Origin of the sequence: Kitasatospora sp. NPDC101157, assembly GCF_044768255.1 — a bacterium.
In the GTDB taxonomy this organism is placed as follows: Bacteria; Actinomycetota; Actinomycetes; order Streptomycetales; family Streptomycetaceae; genus Kitasatospora.
Window position 1 is genome coordinate 51684 of sequence record NZ_JBIWPL010000031.1, and the last position, 20537, is coordinate 72220.

Sequence of the window (20537 nt, forward strand, 5' to 3'; positions counted from 1 at the left end):
CAGTGTTCAGCCACCGTTCAACCACTGTTCAACCACTGTTCAGCGCGTGCCGACCGCCGCCCGGACCGCCCGGCGGGCCAGCGCGGCATCGTCGTAGAGCCGGCGGATCATGATCCGCTGCTCCTCACCGGCGCCCGGCACGTCGTACAGCCGGATCTCCCGCATCAGCACCAGCACCAGGTTCACCAGGAACGCGTCCCGGGCCAGCGTGCCGCCGTTCTGGGCGAGTTGGCTGATCTGGCGGCGGGCGGCGGTGTCGCCGGACAGGACGCTCCACAGCACCGCCAGGTCGTAGCCCGGCAGGTACCAGCCGGCCTGCTCCCAGTCGACCAGCACCGGGCCGGACGGCGCCAGCAGCATGTTGCTGAGCAGCGCGTCGCCGTGGCACAGCTGCAGCGGGGTCTGGCCCAGGCCGTGCAGCAGGCCGCGCAGGTCGCCGGCGTCCCGGTCGGTGAGCTGGCCCACCGAGTGGTAGCGGGCGATCTCCAACTGGTAGTCCAGGCGCGGCTGGAAGACGTCGCTCGGCGGCCGCCAGAGGTTCAGCGTGCGGACTGCGCCGAGCAGCGCCCGCACCTCGCCCGGGGTGGGCGCGTTGACCGGGTGGCGTTCCCGGGCGGCCGGTCGCCCGGGAACGCGCTCCATGACGAGCACGCACCGGTCGTGGTCGGCCGCGACCAGCCGGGGCAGCCGCACCGGCGGGCGGTGCCGGACGAACGCCCGGTACACCGCGACCTCGTGGTGGAAGTCGGTCACCAACTGCTCGAAGTACTCACTCCGCACCGCCTGCGGCGCCAGGCACTTGGCGACCACCGGAGCCCGCCCGATGGTGCCCGCCACCAGGATGTGGCGGCTGCCCTCGCGCAGGACCTGGCGCGGGGTGAACGCGGGACATATCCGCGCGACACTGCCCAGCGCGGCCCGCACCGCGGGGGTCTGGAGCGCCGACGGATCGATCCGCTCCGGCCCGACCGGCTGGCCGGGCCGCCGGGCTCGCAGCACCTGGCCGTCGGCCTGCCGGGCCAGCGGGAGGCGGTGGCCGACCGGCGGGGCGGCCTCGGGGGCGCGCAGCCCCAGCGCCGTACGGCCGGCCGGGACCCGGGCGTCCGTGGACCGGCCCTCGGTGCCGCGCGGGGCGACCGGACGGCTCGCCGGGGGCACCTGCTTGGGCCCCGGACGGCCGGCGGCTGCGTTGGGGGGGCGCAGCGCGGTGCGGGTCGCGGTCGGCGTGGGGGTCGTCGCTGAGGAGTACATGGGCTGAGGGTGGTCCCTTCCGGTCCGTCGGCGGGTGCGCCCCGCGGGGGCGGGGAGGGCCGCCGCCGGGTGCTTCCTGGCACGGCGGCGGCCCTGCTGCGGGCGGTGGGTGGAGCGCGGGCGCCGGGCACGGACGCGGGGTCGGGAACCCCTGTTCGACAGTGCTCCGGCCGTCCGCACCCTGGGGAATGCGGTCGGCCGGACTGCCGTGGCCGTGCCCGGCGCCCCCGCGCCACCCGGCCGCGCCACCCCCTCGGGTGAGGACCGGGAGCGCCCCGTGCCACGGTCGGGGGACTGCCCCGGCCCTGGTGGGACGCCGCCCGACCCGAGGGGCGAGGTGGCGCACCCCTACAACACACCCGTCGGGCACTGGCTTAGTAGTCTGGCGGGCCCTGGCGAACGGTGGCGAATGCTCGCCTGGCACTTGCCGGAGCCTCTAGCCTCGAAGTGCCGAGGAACCTGGGGGCTTCATTTGAGCAGGGAACCCAACACCCGACTCGCCGATCTGTTCGTCCTGACCGGATGGTCCAAGGGCGAGTTGGCGCGGCTGGTCAACCGTCGCGGTGCCGCGCTGGGGCAGCAGCAGCTGTCCACCGACACGTCGAGGGTACGGCGGTGGATCGAGCAGGGGGAGATCCCGCGCGATCCGGTGCCGAGGGTGCTGGCAGCCGTGTTCACGGAGCGGCTCGGCCGTGTCGTCACCACTGAGGACCTCGGTCTGGAACGACACCGGCCCACCAGGTCCGGAGCGGAGCCCTCCGCAGCAGCGCCGTGGTCGCCGGATCGAACAGCCGCGGTCCTCACCGAGTTCACGGGAATGGACCTCATGCTGAACCGACGTGGATTGATGGGCGCCGGAGCCGCGCTCACGACCGGGGCGGTCATCGCCGACTCGCTGAAGGGCTGGCTGGGCGGGGACGCGGTGGCGTACGCGGCCTCCGTGCCCGGGCCCCGACAGGTGGTCACCGGGGGCGGCGCCCGCCCGGTGGTGGACGTGTACGACGCGGGCCCGGTCGGGCTCGACGAGGTGGAGTCGCTGGAGCGCTCGGTGCAGGTTTTCCGGGCCTGGGACGCCGCTCGCGGCGGCGGGCTCCAGCGCAAGGCGGTTGTCGGTCAACTCAACGAGGTGGGCGGTTTGTTGACCCACCGCCATGCCCCGGCGGTGGAGCAGCGGTTGTGGCTGGTCGCGGCCAACCTGGCGGTGCTGGCCGGCTGGATGTCGCACGACGTGGGCCTGGAGCCCACCGCCCAGCGGTACTTCATGATCGCGGCCGAGGCGGCCAAGGAGGCCGGCGACCGGCCGCGGGCCGGCGAGGCGATCTCCCGGGCGGCCCGGCAGATGGTGCACCTGGGCCGGGCCGACGACGCGATCGACCTGATGTCGGCGGCCAAGGCGGGTGGCGGTCTGCTGCTGCCCAGGACCCGTGCGATGTTCAACACCGTCGAGGCCTGGGCGCACGCCTCGATCGGGCACTCCCAGGACACCTACCGGCTGCTCGGCGAGGCGGAGGACCTGTTCACCGAGGAGTCGCCGGAACCGGCGCCGTCCTGGATGCAGGTCTTCGACGAGGCCGAACTGCGCGGCATGCAGGGGCTGGTGCTGCGCACCCTGGCCGAGCACGACGAGGCGGCCGCCCCCCGGGCCCGGCGGCACGCGGAGCGGGTGATCGCCCTGCGGGAGGGCACCGGGCAGCTGCGCTCGGCGCTGTTCGACCGGATCACCCTGGCCTCGGTGCAGTGGATCACCGGGGAGCCGGACGCGGCGGCGTTCCAGGCCAAGATGGTGATGAACCTGATCGGCCAGAACTCCTCGCACCGGACCTGGGACCGGCTGCGCGAGATGTACCGGCTGACCGCGCGGTACCGGGGGCTGCCGGTGGTGGACGAGCTGCGGGCGGAACTCGGCCGGGAGCTGCGGGCGGCGGACGCCAAGAACCGGCCGCGGCCGTCGTGAGACGGGGCGGCCGGCGGGGCGCCGGTCGGGTACCGGCCGGGGGTTCGGGAGCAGTCCGGGATCGGGGACCGGCGTGGGGTCCGCGACCGGTCGGCGGTCCGCGAGCAGCCGCGTTTCCGGCCGCCGTTCGGACCCGGGACCGGACGCCGGATCAGGCCGACGGGGCCGGCCGGAGCAGCATGCGCAGCGCGGTGACGGTGCCGTCCGTGCCGAGCACGGGTTCGCCCGCGCACTCCACGCTGTCGTGCCGTCCGCCGGGGCGGCGGACCCGCAGGGTGCCGGCGGCCGGGCGTCCGTGCACCAGGGCGTCGGTCATCATCCGGCGCAGCAGCGGCCGGTCCGCCTCGGGGAGGCGGTCGGGCAGCCGGTCGAGGCTGAGCGGGCCGTGGCCCGGGTCGCAGCCGAGGAGGAGGTAGGTCTCCGCGTTCCAGCGGACGCCGTCGGTCAGCAGGTCCCACTCCGCCGAGCCGATGATCGGCTTGTCGTCGCGGTCGCGGCGTCCGGGGTGGCCGCCGCTGTCGAGGAAGGGGCCGGACGGCCCCTGCGTCGTGCCGTCCACTCCGCCCTCCGTTCCGCTGTCGGACCCGCCGTCGGAGTCGTCGGCGGTGCCTTCCGGGTCGCCCGCCGGGGCGCCGTCCACCGTGGCGGTGTCCGGCGGGCGGGCGGCGCCTAAGGGCATGTTCATGGCGGGTCCATCACTCGGTGCGGCCCCCGTGCGGGTCGTCGGGGTGGTGAGAAGACTGTCGCACAGCGTCCACGCGGGTGTGGGCGATTTGGACAGAACGCAGGCAAAATTCCCCTGGCATATGCCACTGTGGCAGTGGCCTTCGTCGCCCTGTGTGCGGAAGGGGGTCCGAGGCGGTAACCTTCGGTGATTCCGGCGCCCGGGCGCCCACCGCAGTACCGACCAGAGACCCCGGCGACGGAAATCCCGTTGCCACTACGACCGCCGCAACGGATGCTGACCTCATGTTCGAGCCAGTGATAGCACCTAGTGCCAGCCTCCTCGGCCTCCTTCAGCGAGGCCGCGGTGACGGGCAGCTCCACGCGCTGGCCGCCGACCGTGCCGAGGCCATCGCCGCGCTGGAGGAGTGCGTCACCAGGGATCCGCGGGCCGACTGGCAGGTCGAGAGCCGCTCCCTCTACTACGCCCGCCTCTACATGGAGCTGGAGGCCCCCCTCGACGGCATCGAGGACCACCTCCACTCCGCCGAGGACCTCGTCAGCGACGACGAGAGCCGTACCGGCCTCGCCCTCTCCGTCCTGGGCCACCTCGCCGCGTACGGCCGGCGCGACGCGCTGCTGATGCTGCGCGAGTACGCCGCCACCGGTGCCAACTGGGCCTGGGCCCTGGACGAGCTCGCCCTGCGCGACGACGACCGGGGCCTGCTGCTGCTCGGCACCGCCGTGCTGGACCGCTTCGCACCGGGCCCCGAGGGCGACGCCGAGCTGCGCGAGTTCATCCGCAACGCCTACGAGCCCCGGCCCTGGCGGCTCTGGGCGGCCTACCACCCCAGAGTGGCCGCGGCCAGCGAGCAGTCGCCCTTCGACCTCTGGCAGCGCCAGCTCAACCGCAGCGGCGTCACCCCGGGCTGGTCCACCGCCGACGTGCTGGCCTGGGCCGACCGGGGACAGCTGGGCGACCTCGGCGCCGGTGCCTTCCTGGGCCGCCCCGAGCCGGTGCGCGTCGACGAGGACCCGTCCGGCCCGGACGCCGTGGACCGCCGCGCAGCCGCGGCCGCCCGCTGTCTGACCGCCGTCGTCCGGCCCGAGGACCGTCCCCTCCTGCTGGAGGCCGCCCGCGACGGCCTGCCCGGCGCCCGGCGGGCCGCCCTGCGCTACCTGGTCGACCAGCGTGACCCGGCCGCCCTCGAACTGATCGAGGCCGCCGCAGCTGACGTGGACGACCGGACCGTCCGGGCAGCATTGGAGCTGCTGGGCCGGATGCGCGGCCCCGAGGTGCTGGCCCAGGCCCGCCGCTGGGCGGACCCGGCCAGCGGGGGAGCCGACAGCGCGCTCGGCGAGACGGCCGTCCGCCTGCTCGCCGACGCCGGGGAACCGGCCGACGCGCCGCTGGTGGTCGCCGGACTGCGCCGCTGGATCTCCGTGCGCGGGGTCAGCGGTACCGGCCTGGGATCGCTGGTCGACGGCGCGGGGCGGCTGGCCGCCGCCGACGCCGTCCCGGTCCTGCGCCACATCTACGGGGAGGCCGCCTCCTCCGAGCTGCGCGGTCGCGCCGCCCGGGCGCTCGCCGCGACCGATGTGCACTTCCCCGAGGGGCCAGCCGTCGAGTGCCTCTGGGACTGCGAGGAGTCCACGCGCGAGCTCGCCGCGCGCCACGTCGCCACCACGGGCGACGCGCGTGTGCTGGAGCGGCTGCGAAGGCTCGCCGCCGACCCGGCCGAGGAGGCCGAGGTCCACGCCGCCGTCCGCGGCCGATTGACCGCCGCCCGGGAGTTCGGGCGCTAGGTCCTCTTCGTTCAGTGGGCCGGGACACCGCGAGGGTTGTCCCGGCCCACTGCTTTTCGGGCGGCCGCCGGTGGAACGACGTTCCACTTGATCGAACCCGCGTCCGAAGCCACTTTGCGCGCCGCGCCGGGGCTTGTAGCCAGCCGACGGGCCGGACTAGCCGACGGGCCGGGCTCGGACCCAGGTGCGGTCCTCCGTCAGGTACGCCTCGACCCGCAGACCGGCGTCCGCCAGGGCCTGTTCGAAGGCCTCCGTGCTGAGCGGGCGGGACAGGAAGGTCTGGGTCCAGGTGCCGTCCGGGAAGACGTACTCCGCGTGGACGGAGTTCACCCCGGAACCGACCGGTGTCGCGGAGAGGATCCGGGACACCCCGTCCGTCCCGGCGATCCGGCTCTCGCGCGGCACGTTGCGGTGCCAGTCCTCGCCCTCGCGCTGCACCAGCACGCAGCCGTCCTCGGCAACGTGGCGGCGGCAGGTCTCCAGCAGGCCCTGGCGGACGGCCGGATCGCCGGCGTGCACCAGGAAGGAGGCCAGCATGACGACGTCGAAGCGCTCGCCGAGGTCCAGCCGCTCGATCGGGCTGCGCACCGTGCGGACGTCCGCGCGCACCCGGGCCAGCATCTCGGCGGACTCGTCCACCGCCGTGACGGCGAAGCCGCGCTCGACCAGCGGGTGGGTCATCCGGCCGACGCCGCAGCCCAGTTCGAGGATCCGGGCGCCGGGCGGCACCGCGGCCTCGATCACGTCCGGGGCGTCGCCCACCGGGAGGCGGGACCACACCTCGACCGCGCAGCCGTCCGGGGTGATCGCGCCGGTGCCCGTGCCGTCGTAGCCCTCGCGTCGCTCGTTGCTCATGTGCGTGCCGTTGCCCATACGGGCCATCGGAACACGGGCGGGGTGGGGAGGGAAGGGCGGTTCGGCGTCTTTCGGTCAACGGTCGGGCGATCCGCCCTGTCGGCCTGTCAGCCTGTCAGCCTTTCGGCCTGTCGGCCGGTCAGCTCGACAGTTCGTCGAGGGCGGCGCGCAGCCAGGCGAGTTCGGCCTCGGTGGTGGCGCGGGCGGTCAGCAGCAGGCCGCGCCGGAACGGATCGGCGAACTCCTCGGCGGCGCGCGGGCGGTCGCCCTCGTAGAAGAAGCTGGCCGGCTCGGACAGGAAGGTGATCCGGCGGCGCAGCACGGCGGCCTGGGCGGCGGGGTCGTCGAGGTGGCGCAGGAAGGAGACCAGGGCGGTCCAGCGGTTCCCGTCGGTGATGTCGAGCGGCTCGGGCTCGCGCAGCCGGTCGAGCAGCGCGGCGCGGCCGGCCTCGGTCAGGTGCAGGGTGTGCCGGGGTGCGGCGGCGCTGCCGGGCTCGGTCTCGCGGACCAGCAGGCCGTCGGCCTCCAGCCGCTTGATCGCGGGGTAGAGCGAGCCGTCGCTGATCGGGCGGACGTGGCCGGTGAGCGCGGCGAGGTGGCGGCGCAGCTCGTAGCCGTGCAGCGGCCGGTCGTACAGGAACCCGAGGATCGCGAGCTTCAGCATGGGCCCACTCTCTCAGATCCGTGTCTCGGAGTGCGGGTATATCGCTTACGCTATACCTCGGTTTCGAGGTATCGTCTCGGCAGTCCCCGACCGACACAGGAGTGTGTGCGCATGCGTGAAGCCCCCGTCACCCCGAACGGCGACCGGATCCGCTGGGTCGAGCTGCCCGGCGCCGAGCCCGCCCGGCTCTACCTGCACGGGCTCGGCTCCAGCTCGCCCGTCTACTTCGCGGCCGCCGCCGCCCATCCGCTGCTCGCCGGGCGCCGCTCGTTGCTGCTGGACCTGCTGGGCTTCGGGATCAGCGACCGGCCCGCCGACTTCGGCTACACCCTGGAGGCGCACGCCGACGCCGTCGCGGCTGCGGTCGCGGCCGCCGGGCTGGAGCGGGTCGAGGTGGTCGGCCACAGCATGGGCGGTGCGATCGCGATCGTCCTGGCGCACCGGCACCCCGGGCTGGTCTCCCGACTGCTCCTGGTGGACGCCAACCTGGATCCGGCCGATCCCGGCCGCCGACGGATCGGCAGCAGCGGGATAGCCGGCTACGCCGAGGCGGAGTTCCTGGCCGGCGGGCGGGAGGAAGTCGCCGAGCGGGTCGGCCCGTTCTGGTGGTCCACCATGCGACTGGCCGGGCCCGAGGCCCTGTACCGCAGCGCGGTGCACCTCGCCCGGGGGAGCGAACCGACCATGCGCGAGCTGCTGCTCGGACTCGACCTCCCCCGCACCTTCCTCCACCCGGAGGCGGAGGAACCGGCGGGCGCGGAGGGGCTGCGCGCGGCGGGGGTGAGGGTGGTCGAGGTGCCGGGCTGTGGGCACAACATCATGCTCGACAACCCGGACGGCTTCGCGGCGGCGGCCGCGGAGGCTCTGGGCGTCGGCTGATCCCCGAACCAGGCCGAACGGGACCGCCGTGGAGGAGCCCGTCGCATGCCCATCTCCGTCCCGCCCGCGCCGGCCGAGTCGCCGACCGAGTCGCCGGCCGAGTCGCCGACCGAGTCGCCGGCCGAGTTCCGCGGCGCGGACGGACGCGCCTGGGCGGCCCGACTCCCCTCCCTCGCCGGCGAGTTGCTCGAACGCTGGGAGCTTCGCCCGGACGGCCCGGACGGCCCGGACGGCCCGGTGGCGCACGGGGTGGTCGGGCTGGGGCTGCCCGTCCGGCGCGCCGACGGCACACCCGCGGCGCTCAAGCTCCAGCCGGTGGGCGAGGAGACGGCGGGCGAGGAGACGGCGGGCGAACCGGCCGCCCTGCGCGCCTGGGGCGGCCGCGGTGCCGTCCGGCTGCTCGACCACGAACCCGGCTCCGGATTCATGCTGTTGGAGCGCCCGGAGCCGTCATGCTCACTGCTGGAGCTGCCCGACGACCGCGCGGCACTGCGCGTACTCGCCGGGCTGCCGAGGGAATTGACGCGAATTCAATCACCCTCCGATCTACGGAAGGCGCTGCGGTGGCGCTTCGACCTGCTGGTCGAGGTGCTGGAGCCGGACCGCGGGACGGCGGCGGCCTGGACGCTCGTCCCGGTGCTGCAGAACGTCTTCCGGGCCGTGGAGGAGGGGGAGGGAGGGCGCGTTCGATCCGGCCCAACGGGTCGTCGCGGAGCTGCTGGCGGGTCGCGGCTGAGCGCGTTCCGTCCGGTGTCCGGACATCGGCGCCCCGCCCCGCCCGCCGTCAGGAGAACGCCTCGACCCGGACGCCGGCCGAGGCGAGGGCGCCGCGGATCCGCCAGGCGAGCTGAGCGGCGCCCGGAGTGTCGCCGTGGACGCACAGCGAGCGGGCTTCGACGGCGATGCGGTCGCCGCCGACGGCCTCGACCGTGCCGTCCCGGGCGATGCCGACGGCGCGGGTGATCACCGATTCGGGGTCGTGCACCACCGCGTCGGGTTCGCGGCGCGGGACGAGGGTGCCGGCCCAGGTGTAGGCGCGGTCGGCGAACGCCTCGGTGACGACCGGGAGCCCGACCCCCTCGGCGACCGTGAGCAGCCGGGAGCCGGGCAGCCCGAGGACGGGCAGTGGCCCGTCGCAGACCGCCCCGGCGCGGAGCACCCCGGCCACCACGGCCTCGGCCTGCTCGGGGTCGGCGACCACCCGGTTGTAGAGGGCGCCGTGCGGCTTGACGTAGGACACCCGGGAGCCGGCGGCGCGGGCGAAGACCTGGAGGGCACCGATCTGGTAGGCGATCTCGTCGGCCAGTTCCTCCGGGGGCACCTCCATCGCGCGGCGCCCGAAGCCGGCCAGGTCGCGGTAGGAGACCTGGGCGCCGATCCGGACGCCGCGCTCGGCGGCGAGCGCGCAGACCCGGCGCATCGTCGACGGGTCCCCGGCGTGGTAGCCGCAGGCGACGTTGGCACTGGTCACGACGGACAGCAGCGCCTCGTCGTCGGTCAGGCTCCAGCGCCCGAACCCCTCGCCGAGGTCCGCATTGAGATCGATCACCGCATCGGCCACGCCCGTCCGCCTCCCAGCAGCTGTTGAGCCAGATGGTAGGGCCTGGCGGTGAAGCCCGGTGACCGTGACCCGGGCGCCCGCAGGGCCCTGCGGCGCGCGGCCCTCGTGCACGCGCCCGGGGGCGGCGCCGAGGGCCGTCGACTCAGTGCGCGGCCGGGCGTTGCTGGAAGGAACGTTCCAGCGGACGCAGTGCCCGCAGCACGATCAGCAGCGGGACGACGCCAAAGACACCGAACGACATGTCGATGAATCGCCATGCGAGCGGGATCCCCCGCAACGGCCCGCAGATCAGCGCCAGCGGGATCACCGCGCCGCAGGCGAGCGCAGCCCAGCGGATCACCCAGATGTTGCGGACCGGGTCCTTGAGCGGTCCCCAGAAGGCGGCACCGATCACCAGGTGGGCGAAGGCCAGCCAGTCGGTGCCGTACGCCAGGAACGGGTAGCGCTCGTTCGTCTCGACGACACCGGTGTGCACCCGTTCGAACCAGGCGAGCGCGGCCGGGAGGTGGTCGGTCAGCGGCGCCGCCGGGCCGGAGGCGAAGTCGACCAGCCAGCCGGTCTCGGTCTCCAGGGGGGAAGGCGGTCAGGCCGCTCAGCACCAGGCAGACCAGGAAGAGCCACAGCCACCGCCGGACCCGTCGCAGGATGACCGCAGGGTCGCCGTCCATCTCGCACACCTCCAGGTCGAGCGCACCCTGCCGGGCACGCCGAGAGGCAGGCGAGCATTGTCCCGCCTGCGCGGAACGGACTCTAGCCCGATCTTTTGAACATGTTCAACACGGCGGAGTCCGGCCTCGGACACGGTGCCCGGGTGCCCGACCGGGCACCCGGGCACCCGGGCATCGTCGGTGCAGGCGCTACGCCGTGTAGGTGTACCTGACCGGCGCACTGGTGCCGCCCGCCGTCGTGACCGTGACGTCCACCGGCCCGGGCGCGGCACCCGCCGGCGCGGTGGCCGAGCAGAAGGAGGGCCCGCAGGAGACGTGCGCGGCCGGCACCCCGCCGAAGGCGATCGAGCCGTACGTCAGGTTGGCGCCTTGGACGTACACCCGGGTCCCGCCGGCCACCGGCCCGCTGGTGGTGGTCAGATTGCCGACCACCGGCGCGGGCGGGGCCGGCGGCGCGGCGCCGGTGTAGTCGAAGGCGGCCGGCGCGGCGGCGGTACCGCCCGGGGTCACCACGCTGACGGGGGCGCTGCCCGAGCCGCCCGGGGTGGTGACGGTGCAGGCGGTGTCGGTGCAGCTGCCCGCCGCCGGGACGCCGCCGACCAGCACCATGCCGTGGGCCAGGTTGCTGCCGCTGACGGTCACCGAGGTGCCCCCCGTGCCCGGACCGGTGCTGGTGTCCAGCCCGGTGACGGCCGGGGCGGCCTGGACGGTCGCCGGCAGGTAGCCGCCGCTGCCGAGGTCGTAGCGGGAGACGTGCCCGGTCGGGTCGGTGTCGTTCGGGTTGGCGGCCGTCACCGTGATCACCCCGGTGACCGGCACGCCGGGGGTGGTGCGCAGGTTCAGCTTCATGAACTCGCTCTTCCCGACCACCCGGGTGCCGGTGAGCACGGCCTCCAGGTGGCGGCCGTCGGGGGAGAGGGTCTCGGTGAAGGTGTAGTCGTACGGCGTGGAGTAGAACATCGCGCCGTCGGTGGTGACGCCGGGCGGCAGGTCGACGGTGAAGTGCGTCGGGCCGGTCAGGTCCGCGGTGCCGGAGGAGACCCAGCTCGCCGACATGTTGCCGGAGGTGAAGAAGCCGCCGGGGTAGTTGCCGGCCTGCGAGACGGTCACGTGCTGGGCGGAGGTCGACGGCGTGTCGGTCGGCGCGGCCGCGGCGGCGCCGGTGGTGAGGGCGGTCAGGGACAGGGCGGCGCCGAGGGCGGCCACGGCCGGTCGGGTGATCATGCGTCGATCATCACCGAACCACCCTGCCGCCCTCACGGTTTTGTCGAATGCCGGTTCGAGAATGGCGCGATCCCGTCGAAACCGCGTTCTGGATCCGTCCCCGACACGCCACCCGGTCCGCCCTCCGGGCCGCCCGCAAGGTCCGTTTCGGTCGATGTCGGTGCGAACCTCTAATCTTGTCCACCGTGACCGCCATCGCTGACCCGCCCACCGAGCCCGGCCTCCGGCCGGCCGCCGGCGCCGCCGTGCCCGCGCCGCGGCCCGCGCCCGGCCCCGCCGCCGACGAGGGCCTCGCCCGCCGGCTCAAGGCGCTGGCCTGCACCGCCCCGCTGCACGACCTGGACAACCGCAAGGTCAACCTGGCCGGCGAGTACGGCGGCTACGCGATGGCCGAGGTCGGCCTCGCCGCGATCGACCTGGTCACCCTGAACATGGACTTCGACACCGGGGCCGACCGCGACATAGTGCTCGCCCGGATGCTGCCCCGGGTTGCCGCCCAGGCCCCGCGCCGGCCCACCCCCGAGCACGAGCGGGTCGCCCGCTGGGTGCTGGAGTCGCTGATCAACGTCGGCAGCGTGGACCGCGGCTTCCGCGCCGTGTACGGCACGTTCGGCGCGGACGGCGAGTACATCCGCCGCGACTACGACTTCAAGCTGATCGAGGAGGTCCCCGGCCCGGACGGCGGCGTCTACCTCCGCACCACCGACGAGGCGGTCAACGTCCTGGTCGGCGCGCTCGACACCGACGTCACCTCGGCCCAGATCGCCGCCGAGGTCAAGCTGGAGGTGCTGATCCGCCGCGGCCGCCTGGCCGACGCCCAGCTGGCCGCCGAGCAGGCCCGCTACCGCACCGTCCAGTACGCCGAGACGCTGCGCCGCGCCCTCGACGCCACCCGCCGCAACGTCCGCGCGGTGGACTGGATGAAGGCGGTCCCGGACCTCATCGACGAGGCGCTGGACCACATCGCCGACCGCTACCGGCACGAGAACGCGATTCTCACCAACATCCGCAAGGCCCGTGACGAGGCCGAGGACCCGGAGCACAAGCGGCGCGCCGCCGAACTGGTCGACATCGTCAAGGACTGCATCCGCCGCCACACCCAGCTGCAGACCCGCCTGCTGGAGGCCGGCCCGCTGTTCCGCGCCGAACAGGACCGGCAGGCCTTCGCCACCCCCGGCGCCCGCAGCGGCATCGACCTCTACGGGCAGCTGCTCGCCCCCGTACTGCGGCTGCCGGTGGAGCAGGCCGTCCGCCCCACCGGCGCCTTCTTCGCCCGCGGCGCCGGCCTGCGCACGCCCGTCTCGGTCCGGGTCGCCGACCTGGTCGACCTGCTGCTCACCCCGCCGGTCGAGCGCGAGCACCTCGGCGCCGAGCTGCCCGACCCGGACCTCGTCGCGACCCCGGACGACAGCCGCTTCTCCGAGGCCCAGCTCGAATCCGCCCTGGAACTGCTCGACCTGCCCCCGGACGCCCCCCGCCGGCTCTCCGGCCTGCTCGCCGACGCCCGCAAGCGGGACCCGGAACTCCCGTACCTGGTCGCCCTGCTGGCCGTGCACGCGGCCAGCCCGCCGGTCGGCACCGCCTACCGCCAGGGCGAGGAGCGGCTGCTGTTCGCCGTGGACGACGGCACCCCGCTGCGCGATCCGGAGTTCGGCGGCGCCGACCTCATCGTCGGCAGTGCCCTGCTCGACGCGGTCGGCATGGCCGCCGACCGCAAGGACGCCGGCTGACCCGCCGCCGGAACAGCACATTGACGAACCGTAACCACCGCGCCACCCCCGAGGAGCACCGCCCGTGACGACCCACCACGACACGTCCTGGGCGGCCGAGACCGAACCCGCGGCCCCCGCGCCGATCACCCCGGCCGACGTCGCCGACGCCGCCCGGCTGGTCTCCTTCGGCCTCCAGGCCAAGCTGCTGCCCGCCCGCGATGCCGAGTACGCCGAACTCGTCCGCCGCCACCGCGAGGACCCGCCGTTCGCCCGCCTCGCCGACGCCATCGCCACCGGCATGGGCCTGGTCGTCCTGGAGGTCTCGGCGCGCGCCGGGATGGCCGTCGCCGCCGCCGAGGACTCGCTCTTCGCCGTCCGGATGGGCGACTACTCGCGCCGCGCCGCCTCCGAGTCCACCGACCGCTTCCTGCACGGCCTGGCCCACCTCGCCGTCGCCGCGATGGCCTTCCCCCGCCCCGAGGACCTCGCCGACGACGGCTACCTCGGCCGGATCACCGTCAACGGCGTCGACTCCTTCGTCCGCCAGGCCTGCCGCCGCCTGGAGGAGCAGGCCGACGCCGACGGCGCCAACACCGACCCGGCCTCCGACGCCCCCGGCCTGGAGGCCGCCTGGCGGGTGTGGGCCCGGCGCACCGCGACCGGCGCCACCAAGGACGCCCGCCGGCTCTCCGGCTCCACCATCGGCATCGTCGCCAAGGCCGTCATGTTCCTGGTCGACTCCGGCTTCCTGCAGAAGGTCTCCGACGACTCCGGCGGCACCTACCGCACCACCGCCCGCTACCAGCTCCAGGTCCGCGACCTGGCCGGCAGCGCCGCGATGGCCGAACTGCTCGACCTCGGCATCGTCCCGGTCTCCGACGGCACCGCCAGCCTGCTGCCGCCGGACACCTCCGACGAGCTGGTCGCCGACGCCGGCCTGCCGTTCCACTCGCTCTGATCGCTCTGACAACCCCATAAGACGCACGGAGAACCGCCGCACATGTACGAGCTCAACCGGGTCCGCCTCTACTCGATCGGACCGGCCGGCGCCCGCTACGCCGACACGGTGCTCGACCTGCGCGGCGTCGGCGAGCCCGTCGCCGACCCGGCCCCGCAGCAGATCGGCCTGTTCGGGGAGGACGCCGACGGCCCGGTCCGCCGCCCCGCCCCGGCCGGCGTGCTCTTCCTGGAGAACGGCGGCGGCAAGTCCGTCCTGCTCAAGCTGATCTTCTCGGTGATGCTCCCCGGCCACCGCAACACCCTCGGCGGCGCCAGCTCCGGCGTGCTGCGCAAGTTCCTGCTCGCCGACGACTGCGGCCACGTCGCCCTGGAGTGGCAGCACACCGTCACCGGTGAGCTGATCGTGGTCGGCAAGGTCAGCGAGTGGCGCGGCCGCCAGGTCTCCTCCGACCCGCGCAAGTTCGCCGAGACCTGGTACTCCTTCCGCCCCGGCCCCGGCCTCACCCTCGACTCGCTGCCGGTCGCCGAACGCGTCAGCCTGGCCGGCGACCAGAAGGCCCGCGGCCGCCGCCGCACCATGAAGGGCTTCCGCGACGCCCTCACCGAGGCCGGAAAGGCCCACCCCCACCTCGACCTGGTCTTCGAGGACGGCCACGACCGCTGGACCGAGCATCTCGGCGAACTCGGGCTCGACCCCGAACTCTTCCGCTATCAGCGCGAGATGAACGCCGACGAGGGCGAGGCGGCCGGCCTCTTCGCGGTCAAGCAGGACAAGGACTTCACCGACCTGCTGCTGCGCGCCGTCACCGACACCCGGGACACCGACGGCCTGGCCGACCTGGTGCACGGCTTCGCCGCCAAGCTCGGCCTGCGCGCCGAACTCACCGCCGAACGCGACTTCACCGCCGGCTCGCTCGACCTGCTGGAACGCATCGTCGACGCCACCGCCGCCCGCGAGACCGTCCGCGAGGCCCACCGCACCGCCGAGCGCCGCGCCCGCCGCCTCGCCCACGCCCTCACCTCCCGCGCGGCCGCCGAGCGCGACCGCGCCCAGGACCTCGCCGTCGAGGTCGCCGCCGCCGCGAGCGCCGTCACCGCCGCCGAGTCCGACCGCACCCGGCACAGCCTGATCGCCGACGAACTCACCCACCGGCACGCCACGTTGAGCCTCGCGGCGGCCACCGCCGAGGCCGCCGCGCTGCGCCGCGAGCTCATCGACGCCCGCACCCTGCACTCCGCCTGGCAGGCCGCCGAGGCCGTGCTGCGCCAGCGCGCCGCCGCCGACCGGGTCGCCCGGGTCGCCGCCGCCATCCGCGAGGCCGAGCTGGACGCCGCCCCCGCGCTCGCCGCCCGCGCCCGGGCCGCCACCGCGCTGGCCCGCGCCCTGGAGGCCGCCGCCGCGGCCGCCGAAGCCCGCGCCGACACCGAGGAGCAGCGCGCGAGCGAGCTCCAGGAGGACGGCAGCAAGGCCCAGTCCGCCGCCACCGAGGCCGCCACCGCCGCCCAGAAGGCCCGCAGCGAGGCCGAACACCTGCGCCAGCGCCTCGCCGAGGTCGAGCAGGAGACCGAGGCCGCCGTCGAGGCGGGCTTCATCGACGCCGACGGCGACGTGGACCCGGCCCGGGCCGCGCTGCACGCCGCCGACGTCGAGAAGGCCGCCGCCGCGGCCCTCGCCCAGGCCCGTACCGCCGCCGAGGCGAGCGCCGCCCGGCTGCGCGAGGCCTCCGCCGCCACCTCCCGCGCCGAACTCGCCGCCGAACGCGCCGGCGACGCCCGCAAGGACGCCGCCCGGGCGCTGGCCGCCGAGCAGCGCACCGCCGCGCTGCTCGCCACCGAACAGCGCCTCGCCGACCTGCTCTCCCTCACCCCCTACCAGGAGGACGCCGAGGAGGACGCCGGCTTCCTCACCCCCGCCGTGCTCGACCGCAACGCCGAGTACCTGCGCGAACTCCTCGACGAGGCCATCGCCACCGCCGAACGCACCCTGTTCGACCTGCGGACGGCCGCCGCCGACGACTCCCGCATCCTCGCCGCGCTCGGTGACGGCGGCCTGCTGCCGCCCGGCCCCGACGTGCTGGCCACCGTCGAGTACCTCGCCGAGCACGGCATCCCCGCCCTGCCCGGCTGGCGCTACCTCGCCCAGTCCGTCGACCCGGCCGACCACGAGGCGATCCTCGCCGCCCGCCCCGAACTGGTCGACGGCGTGGTCGTCACCGACCCGTCCTCGCTGGAGCGCGCCCGCGAGGCCCTCCAGGCCGCCGCCCTGCTGCCGCGTTCCACCGTGGCCGTAGGCGCCGCCGCCTCGCTGATCGCCCCGATCACCGACGAGCCCGCCTTCTTCCTGGTGCCGCCGAACCCGGCCATGCACGACGAGTCCGCCGCCGACGGCGAGCGCCGCGAACTGCGCGCCCGCGCCGCCGCCCGCGAGGAGCACATCCGCGAACTCGCCGGCCGCCTCGGCGCCGACCGCGCCCTCGCCGCGCGCCTCGCCTCCTGGCACGCCAGCTGCCCGCCCGGCACCCTCGCCGAACTCGCCGCCGCCGCCGAGGCCGCGCGCGAGCACGCCGAGCAGGCCGCCGCCGCCCTGGCCACCCTGCGCGCCGACCACGACGAGGCCGAGACCGACCACGCGGCCGCAGCCGCCGCCCACGAGGAGCACCGCGAGGCCGCCCAGCGCGCCCGCCGCCGCGCCGACGCCCTCTCCGGCCTCGCCTTCCGGCTGCGCGAGCGCGCCAACTGGGCCCGCCGCCAGCGGGAACTCGCCGAGGACGCCGCCGAGTGCGACCGCCGCCAGGCCGTCTGCGCCGAACGCGCCCGCACCTGCGACGAGGACCGCCGGGCCGCGCAGCGCGCCGCCGACGACGCCCGCCGCACGGTACGGGCCCTGCGCGCCGAACGCGCCGAGATCCCCGCCGCCGAGCAGGCCGACGAGCCCGCCGAGCAGACCGCCCCCGCCGCGCTGCCCGCGCTGCGCGAGGCCTACCGGTCCGCCTCCCAGCTGTACGAGAAGGTCGGCGTCGGCGCCGACCTGCGCGCCGAACAGGCCCGCGCCGAGGGCGACGAGGCCGCCGCCGCGGCCGAACTCGACCGCCTCACCAACAAGGTCCGCACCCGCGCCGAGGAACTCCTCGGCAGCCCCGACGGCGCCGACGGCCCGGCCCGCCAGGCCGCCGCCGCCCGCGCCGAGGAACTGGTCGCCACCATCGAGGCCCGCTCCGCCGCCGCCAGCGAACAGCTCGGCCGCCTGCGCGGCGAGGCCGAGCGCTCCGCCCCCGCCGACGGCGAGGCGCACACCGAGCTGCCCGAGGAACTCGTCCCCACCGACCCCGAGCACGCCCAGACCCTGCTGCGCACCGCCACCAGCCGGCTCGCCGAGTGCCGGGAGGCCGTGGACGCCGCCCGCACCGCACTCGCCGACCTCCAGCGCACCTTCGACACCGCCCAGTCCGCCGCCGCCGACTTCGACGAGCTGGCCGGGCAGCTGCGCGACGGCCTGCGCGAGCTGCAGGAGGACGACGGCCAGCCGGTCGAGCCCTACCTCGGCTCGCTGCCCGAGGCCCGCAACGCCTGCACCGACGCCCGACGGGGTCTGCGGACGGCCGCCGGCGAACTGTCCTCCGCCGAACTCGCCGTCCGCGACGCCTCCGACGCGCTGGTCCGGCACGCCAACGCCGCCCGCTACGAGGCCGTCCGCACCCCCGCCCGCCAGCAGATCCGCGAACTGCCCGCCTCCGCGCTGCCCGAGCACGCCGCCGCCTGGGCCGCCGCCTTCGCGCCCCGGCTGCGGGTGCTCACCGACGAGCTGGCCCAGCTGGAGCGCAACCGCGGCTCGATCGTCGACCGGCTGCGCGGCCTGGTCGAGACCTCGCTCGCCACCCTGCGCGCCGCCCAGCGGCTCTCCCGGCTCCCCGAGGGCCTGGGGGAGTGGTCCGGCCAGGAGTTCCTGCGGATCCGCTTCGAGGACCCGGACCACGCCACCCTGGTCGAACGCCTCGGCGAGGTCATCGACGAGGCCACCCGCGCCGCCGTCCGGAAGAACAGCGACCTGCGCCGCGACGGCATGTCCCTGCTGCTGCGCGGTGTCGCCGCCGCGATCGGCCCCAAGGGCGTCAGCGTCGAGATCCTCAAGCCGGACGCGGTGCTGCGCGCCGAGCGGGTCGGCGTCGGCCAGATGTCCGACGTCTTCTCCGGCGGCCAGCTGCTCACCGCGGCCATCGCGCTCTACTGCACGATGGCCGCGCTGCGGGCCAACGACCGCGGCCAGTCCCAACTGCGGCACGCGGGGACGCTGTTCCTCGACAACCCGATCGGCCGCGCCAACGCCACCTACCTGCTGGAGCTCCAGCGCGCGGTGGCGGACGCCCTCGGCGTCCAGCTGATCTACACCACCGGCCTGTTCGACACCACCGCACTCGCCGAGTTCCCGCTGGTGATCCGACTGCGCAACGACGCCGACCTGCGGGCCGGCCTCAAGTACATCTCGGTGGAGGAACACCTGCGCCCCGGACTGCCCGCCCCGCAGGACCCGGACGGCCCGACCATCCACGGCGAGATCACCGCCACCCGGATGTTCAAGCGCCCGGCGGAGGTTCCCGCACAGCCGTGAACTGGCTAGCGTGATCACCATGCTGACGATCGCGCACCTCAGTGACATCCATCTCGGCCAGGTCCACCGCCGGGACGCGGGCAAGCGGGCCCGGCGGCGGGCCGAGCAGGTGATGGCGTACCTCGACGCCCTGCCCGGCCCGCTCGACGCGGTGCTGGTCACCGGTGACCTCGCCGACCACGGCCTGCCCGAGGAGTACCGGCAGGCCGCCGAGGTGCTGGCCTCGCGGCACCCGGTGCTGACCTGCCCCGGCAACCACGACAGCAGGGCACCGTACCGGGAGGTGCTGCTCGGTGAGGAGCCCACCACCGACCCGGTCAACCGGCTGCACCGACTGCCCGGCGCCGACGTGCTGATGCTCGACTCCTCCATACCCGGGCAGCACGACGGCCTGCTGGACGACCTGACCATGGACTGGCTGGACGCCCAACTGGCCTCGGGCCGCCAGGAGTTGCCAGCCCTGGTGGCCTTCCATCACCCGCCCGTCGAACTGCACGTCCCGTTCGTCGACGGGATCCGCCAGTTCGGCGAGGAACGGCTGGCGCAGGTGCTGGGCCGCCACCCCCGGGTGGCCGCGCTGCTCTGCGGCCACGCCCACACCTCCGCCGCGACCACCTTCGCCGGCCTCCCGGTGCTGGTCGCGCCCGGGGTGGTCTCCACCATCACGCTGCCCTGCGAGGGCGGCAAGGGCATCCTCTTCGACCACCCGCCGATGCTCGCCTTCCACGTCCTGGACGGCGGCCGGCTCACCACCCACTACCGGGTGGTCGCCGACTAGCTCCCCGCCAACCGGCGCAGGATCTCCATGAGTTCGGCGGGTGGCACGATGGAGAAGGAGCGATCGGCCTCGTCGATCACGGTCAGGTTGGTCACCTCGCCCTTGTGCCACCAGTAGAGCCGGGGCGACAGCGGCCCCGGGTTCTCCTGGTGAACGCGCAGGGCCATCGACGCCAGGTCGTTGACGGCACCCGCGACCCCGGCCTCGGCGAGCGGATGGAAGAACAGGTAGTCCCGGCTGGGCACCGCGAACAGGGCTCCCTCCTCGGGGAGTTCGCGCCCGGTGACCGCGCGGGCCAGGTCGTCCAGCACCAGTGCCTTGCTGGCCACGAACATCGAGTCGCCGAACACCGCGTACAGGGTGGAGCCCTCGGTCGGGCCCTGGAGGGCCTCGTACTCGACCGGGTCGGCGATCAGGTTGGCCCGCCCGGCGGCCCGCAGCCGCTGCAGCCCGACCTCGGCGACGGCCTTGTCGTCCAAGGTCCGTACGGTGTCGGGCAGGTCGACCGAGAGCGCCTCCAGCAGGCCGGTCACGCTGCCGGCAGCCTCGGCTGGTGCGGCGGTTGGGGCCGGTACGGCGGCTGGCCCGGCTGCCCGGGAGGGCCAGGCCGGCCTTGCTGGTTGCCCGGCCGGGGGAGCGGCCGGGCGGCCGGCGGTTCGGCGGGCACCCGGCTTCCGGCCATCGGGTGGGCGGGGTTCGGCCCGCGCATCCGTTGGGCGGCGATCTGGCGGGAGATCAGGATCTCCAGCAGGCACCACATCGTGCCGAACACCCCGAGCCCCATCGCCAGCAGTGCGGGCGTCATCAGCCAAGTGCCCGCGTACGAGGCCAGGGTCGCGACCACCACGCCGACCAGCGTGAAGGCCAGGCACAGCACGGCCCGGACCGCGGCGGCGCGCACCTCGTCGGGCAGGCGGCGACGGCGGCGTGGCAGGGACATCGGAGGACCCCCAGGC

At 75.1% G+C, this 20537-nt stretch carries 15 protein-coding genes and 2 pseudogenes; 8 read left to right on the plus strand and 9 right to left on the minus strand.

Annotation, left to right across the window (positions count from 1 at the left end; translation table 11 throughout):
* Positions 1-39: 39 nt before the first annotated feature.
* The gene (locus ACIRVF_RS37405; RefSeq protein ID WP_402828468.1) at positions 40-1251 is read right to left on the minus strand and encodes a phosphotransferase; all 1212 of its coding nucleotides are present in this window, start codon (positions 1249-1251) and stop codon (positions 40-42) included.
* Positions 1252-1723: 472 nt separating this feature from the next.
* On the opposite strand from ACIRVF_RS37405, the gene ACIRVF_RS37410 reads away from it, so the two are divergent.
* A complete protein-coding gene (locus ACIRVF_RS37410) occupies positions 1724-3205 on the plus strand; it encodes a hypothetical protein (protein WP_402828471.1) in 1482 nt (493 codons plus the stop codon).
* A 151-nt stretch (positions 3206-3356) separates the two neighbouring features.
* On the opposite strand, the gene ACIRVF_RS37415 is transcribed toward ACIRVF_RS37410, so the two are convergent.
* On the minus strand, positions 3357-3890 hold the full coding sequence (locus tag ACIRVF_RS37415; RefSeq protein WP_402828474.1) for a hypothetical protein: 534 nt from the start codon (positions 3888-3890) through the stop codon (positions 3357-3359).
* Between the two features lie 284 nt (positions 3891-4174).
* Here ACIRVF_RS37415 and ACIRVF_RS37420 point away from each other — a divergent pair, with 284 nt between their 5' ends.
* Positions 4175-5674 (plus strand): HEAT repeat domain-containing protein, encoded by a 1500-nt coding sequence (locus ACIRVF_RS37420; RefSeq protein ID WP_402828477.1) that lies wholly within the window; start codon positions 4175-4177, stop codon positions 5672-5674.
* A gap of 156 nt (positions 5675-5830) precedes the next feature.
* On the opposite strand, the gene ACIRVF_RS37425 is transcribed toward ACIRVF_RS37420, so the two are convergent.
* Together ACIRVF_RS37425 and ACIRVF_RS37430 are read right to left on the minus strand one after the other, a co-directional pair.
* Positions 5831-6547: a class I SAM-dependent methyltransferase gene (locus ACIRVF_RS37425; RefSeq protein WP_402828480.1), complete on the minus strand. Its 717-nt coding sequence runs from the start codon at positions 6545-6547 to the stop codon at positions 5831-5833.
* A 121-nt stretch (positions 6548-6668) separates the two neighbouring features.
* Positions 6669-7193, minus strand: coding sequence for a PadR family transcriptional regulator (locus ACIRVF_RS37430; protein ID WP_402828483.1), 525 nt, complete (start codon positions 7191-7193; stop codon positions 6669-6671).
* Between the two features lie 111 nt (positions 7194-7304).
* Here ACIRVF_RS37430 and ACIRVF_RS37435 point away from each other — a divergent pair, with 111 nt between their 5' ends.
* Positions 7305-8072 carry an alpha/beta fold hydrolase gene (locus tag ACIRVF_RS37435; RefSeq protein ID WP_402828486.1) on the plus strand — a complete coding sequence of 256 codons (768 nt, stop codon included), beginning with the start codon at positions 7305-7307 and terminating at the stop codon, positions 8070-8072.
* 51 nt (positions 8073-8123) lie between these two features.
* Positions 8124-8744 (plus strand): annotated as a pseudogene (locus ACIRVF_RS37440) (aminoglycoside phosphotransferase family protein); the annotation flags it as partial.
* A gap of 112 nt (positions 8745-8856) precedes the next feature.
* Here the strand turns inward: ACIRVF_RS37440 and ACIRVF_RS37445 are convergent.
* From ACIRVF_RS37445 to ACIRVF_RS37455, 3 genes and pseudogenes are all read right to left on the minus strand, one after another.
* Positions 8857-9633 carry a LamB/YcsF family protein gene (locus ACIRVF_RS37445; RefSeq protein ID WP_402828487.1) on the minus strand — a complete coding sequence of 259 codons (777 nt, stop codon included), beginning with the start codon at positions 9631-9633 and terminating at the stop codon, positions 8857-8859.
* 142 nt (positions 9634-9775) lie between these two features.
* Positions 9776-10301: pseudogene (locus ACIRVF_RS37450) on the minus strand (hypothetical protein).
* Positions 10302-10490: 189 nt separating this feature from the next.
* Positions 10491-11525, minus strand: a complete 1035-nt coding sequence (locus tag ACIRVF_RS37455; RefSeq protein ID WP_402828490.1) for an IPT/TIG domain-containing protein — start codon at positions 11523-11525, stop codon at positions 10491-10493.
* A gap of 185 nt (positions 11526-11710) precedes the next feature.
* On the opposite strand from ACIRVF_RS37455, the gene ACIRVF_RS37460 reads away from it, so the two are divergent.
* From ACIRVF_RS37460 to ACIRVF_RS37475, 4 genes are all read left to right on the plus strand, one after another.
* Positions 11711-13255 (plus strand): hypothetical protein, encoded by a 1545-nt coding sequence (locus ACIRVF_RS37460; protein ID WP_402828492.1) that lies wholly within the window; start codon positions 11711-11713, stop codon positions 13253-13255.
* A gap of 64 nt (positions 13256-13319) precedes the next feature.
* A complete protein-coding gene (locus ACIRVF_RS37465) occupies positions 13320-14195 on the plus strand; it encodes a hypothetical protein (RefSeq protein ID WP_402828495.1) in 876 nt (291 codons plus the stop codon).
* A gap of 42 nt (positions 14196-14237) precedes the next feature.
* Positions 14238-18803 carry a hypothetical protein gene (locus ACIRVF_RS37470; RefSeq protein WP_402828498.1) on the plus strand — a complete coding sequence of 1522 codons (4566 nt, stop codon included), beginning with the start codon at positions 14238-14240 and terminating at the stop codon, positions 18801-18803.
* Between the two features lie 19 nt (positions 18804-18822).
* The gene (locus ACIRVF_RS37475) at positions 18823-19581 is read left to right on the plus strand and encodes a metallophosphoesterase (protein ID WP_402828501.1); all 759 of its coding nucleotides are present in this window, start codon (positions 18823-18825) and stop codon (positions 19579-19581) included.
* On the opposite strand, the gene ACIRVF_RS37480 is transcribed toward ACIRVF_RS37475, so the two are convergent.
* Both ACIRVF_RS37480 and ACIRVF_RS37485 read right to left on the minus strand, forming a co-directional pair.
* Positions 19578-20114 carry a hypothetical protein gene (locus tag ACIRVF_RS37480; RefSeq protein WP_402828502.1) on the minus strand — a complete coding sequence of 179 codons (537 nt, stop codon included), beginning with the start codon at positions 20112-20114 and terminating at the stop codon, positions 19578-19580. The genes ACIRVF_RS37475 and ACIRVF_RS37480 overlap by 4 nt on opposite strands.
* The gene (locus tag ACIRVF_RS37485; RefSeq protein ID WP_402828505.1) at positions 20111-20521 is read right to left on the minus strand and encodes a hypothetical protein; all 411 of its coding nucleotides are present in this window, start codon (positions 20519-20521) and stop codon (positions 20111-20113) included. The genes ACIRVF_RS37480 and ACIRVF_RS37485 overlap by 4 nt, the downstream gene beginning before the upstream one ends.
* Positions 20522-20537 lie beyond the last annotated feature (16 nt).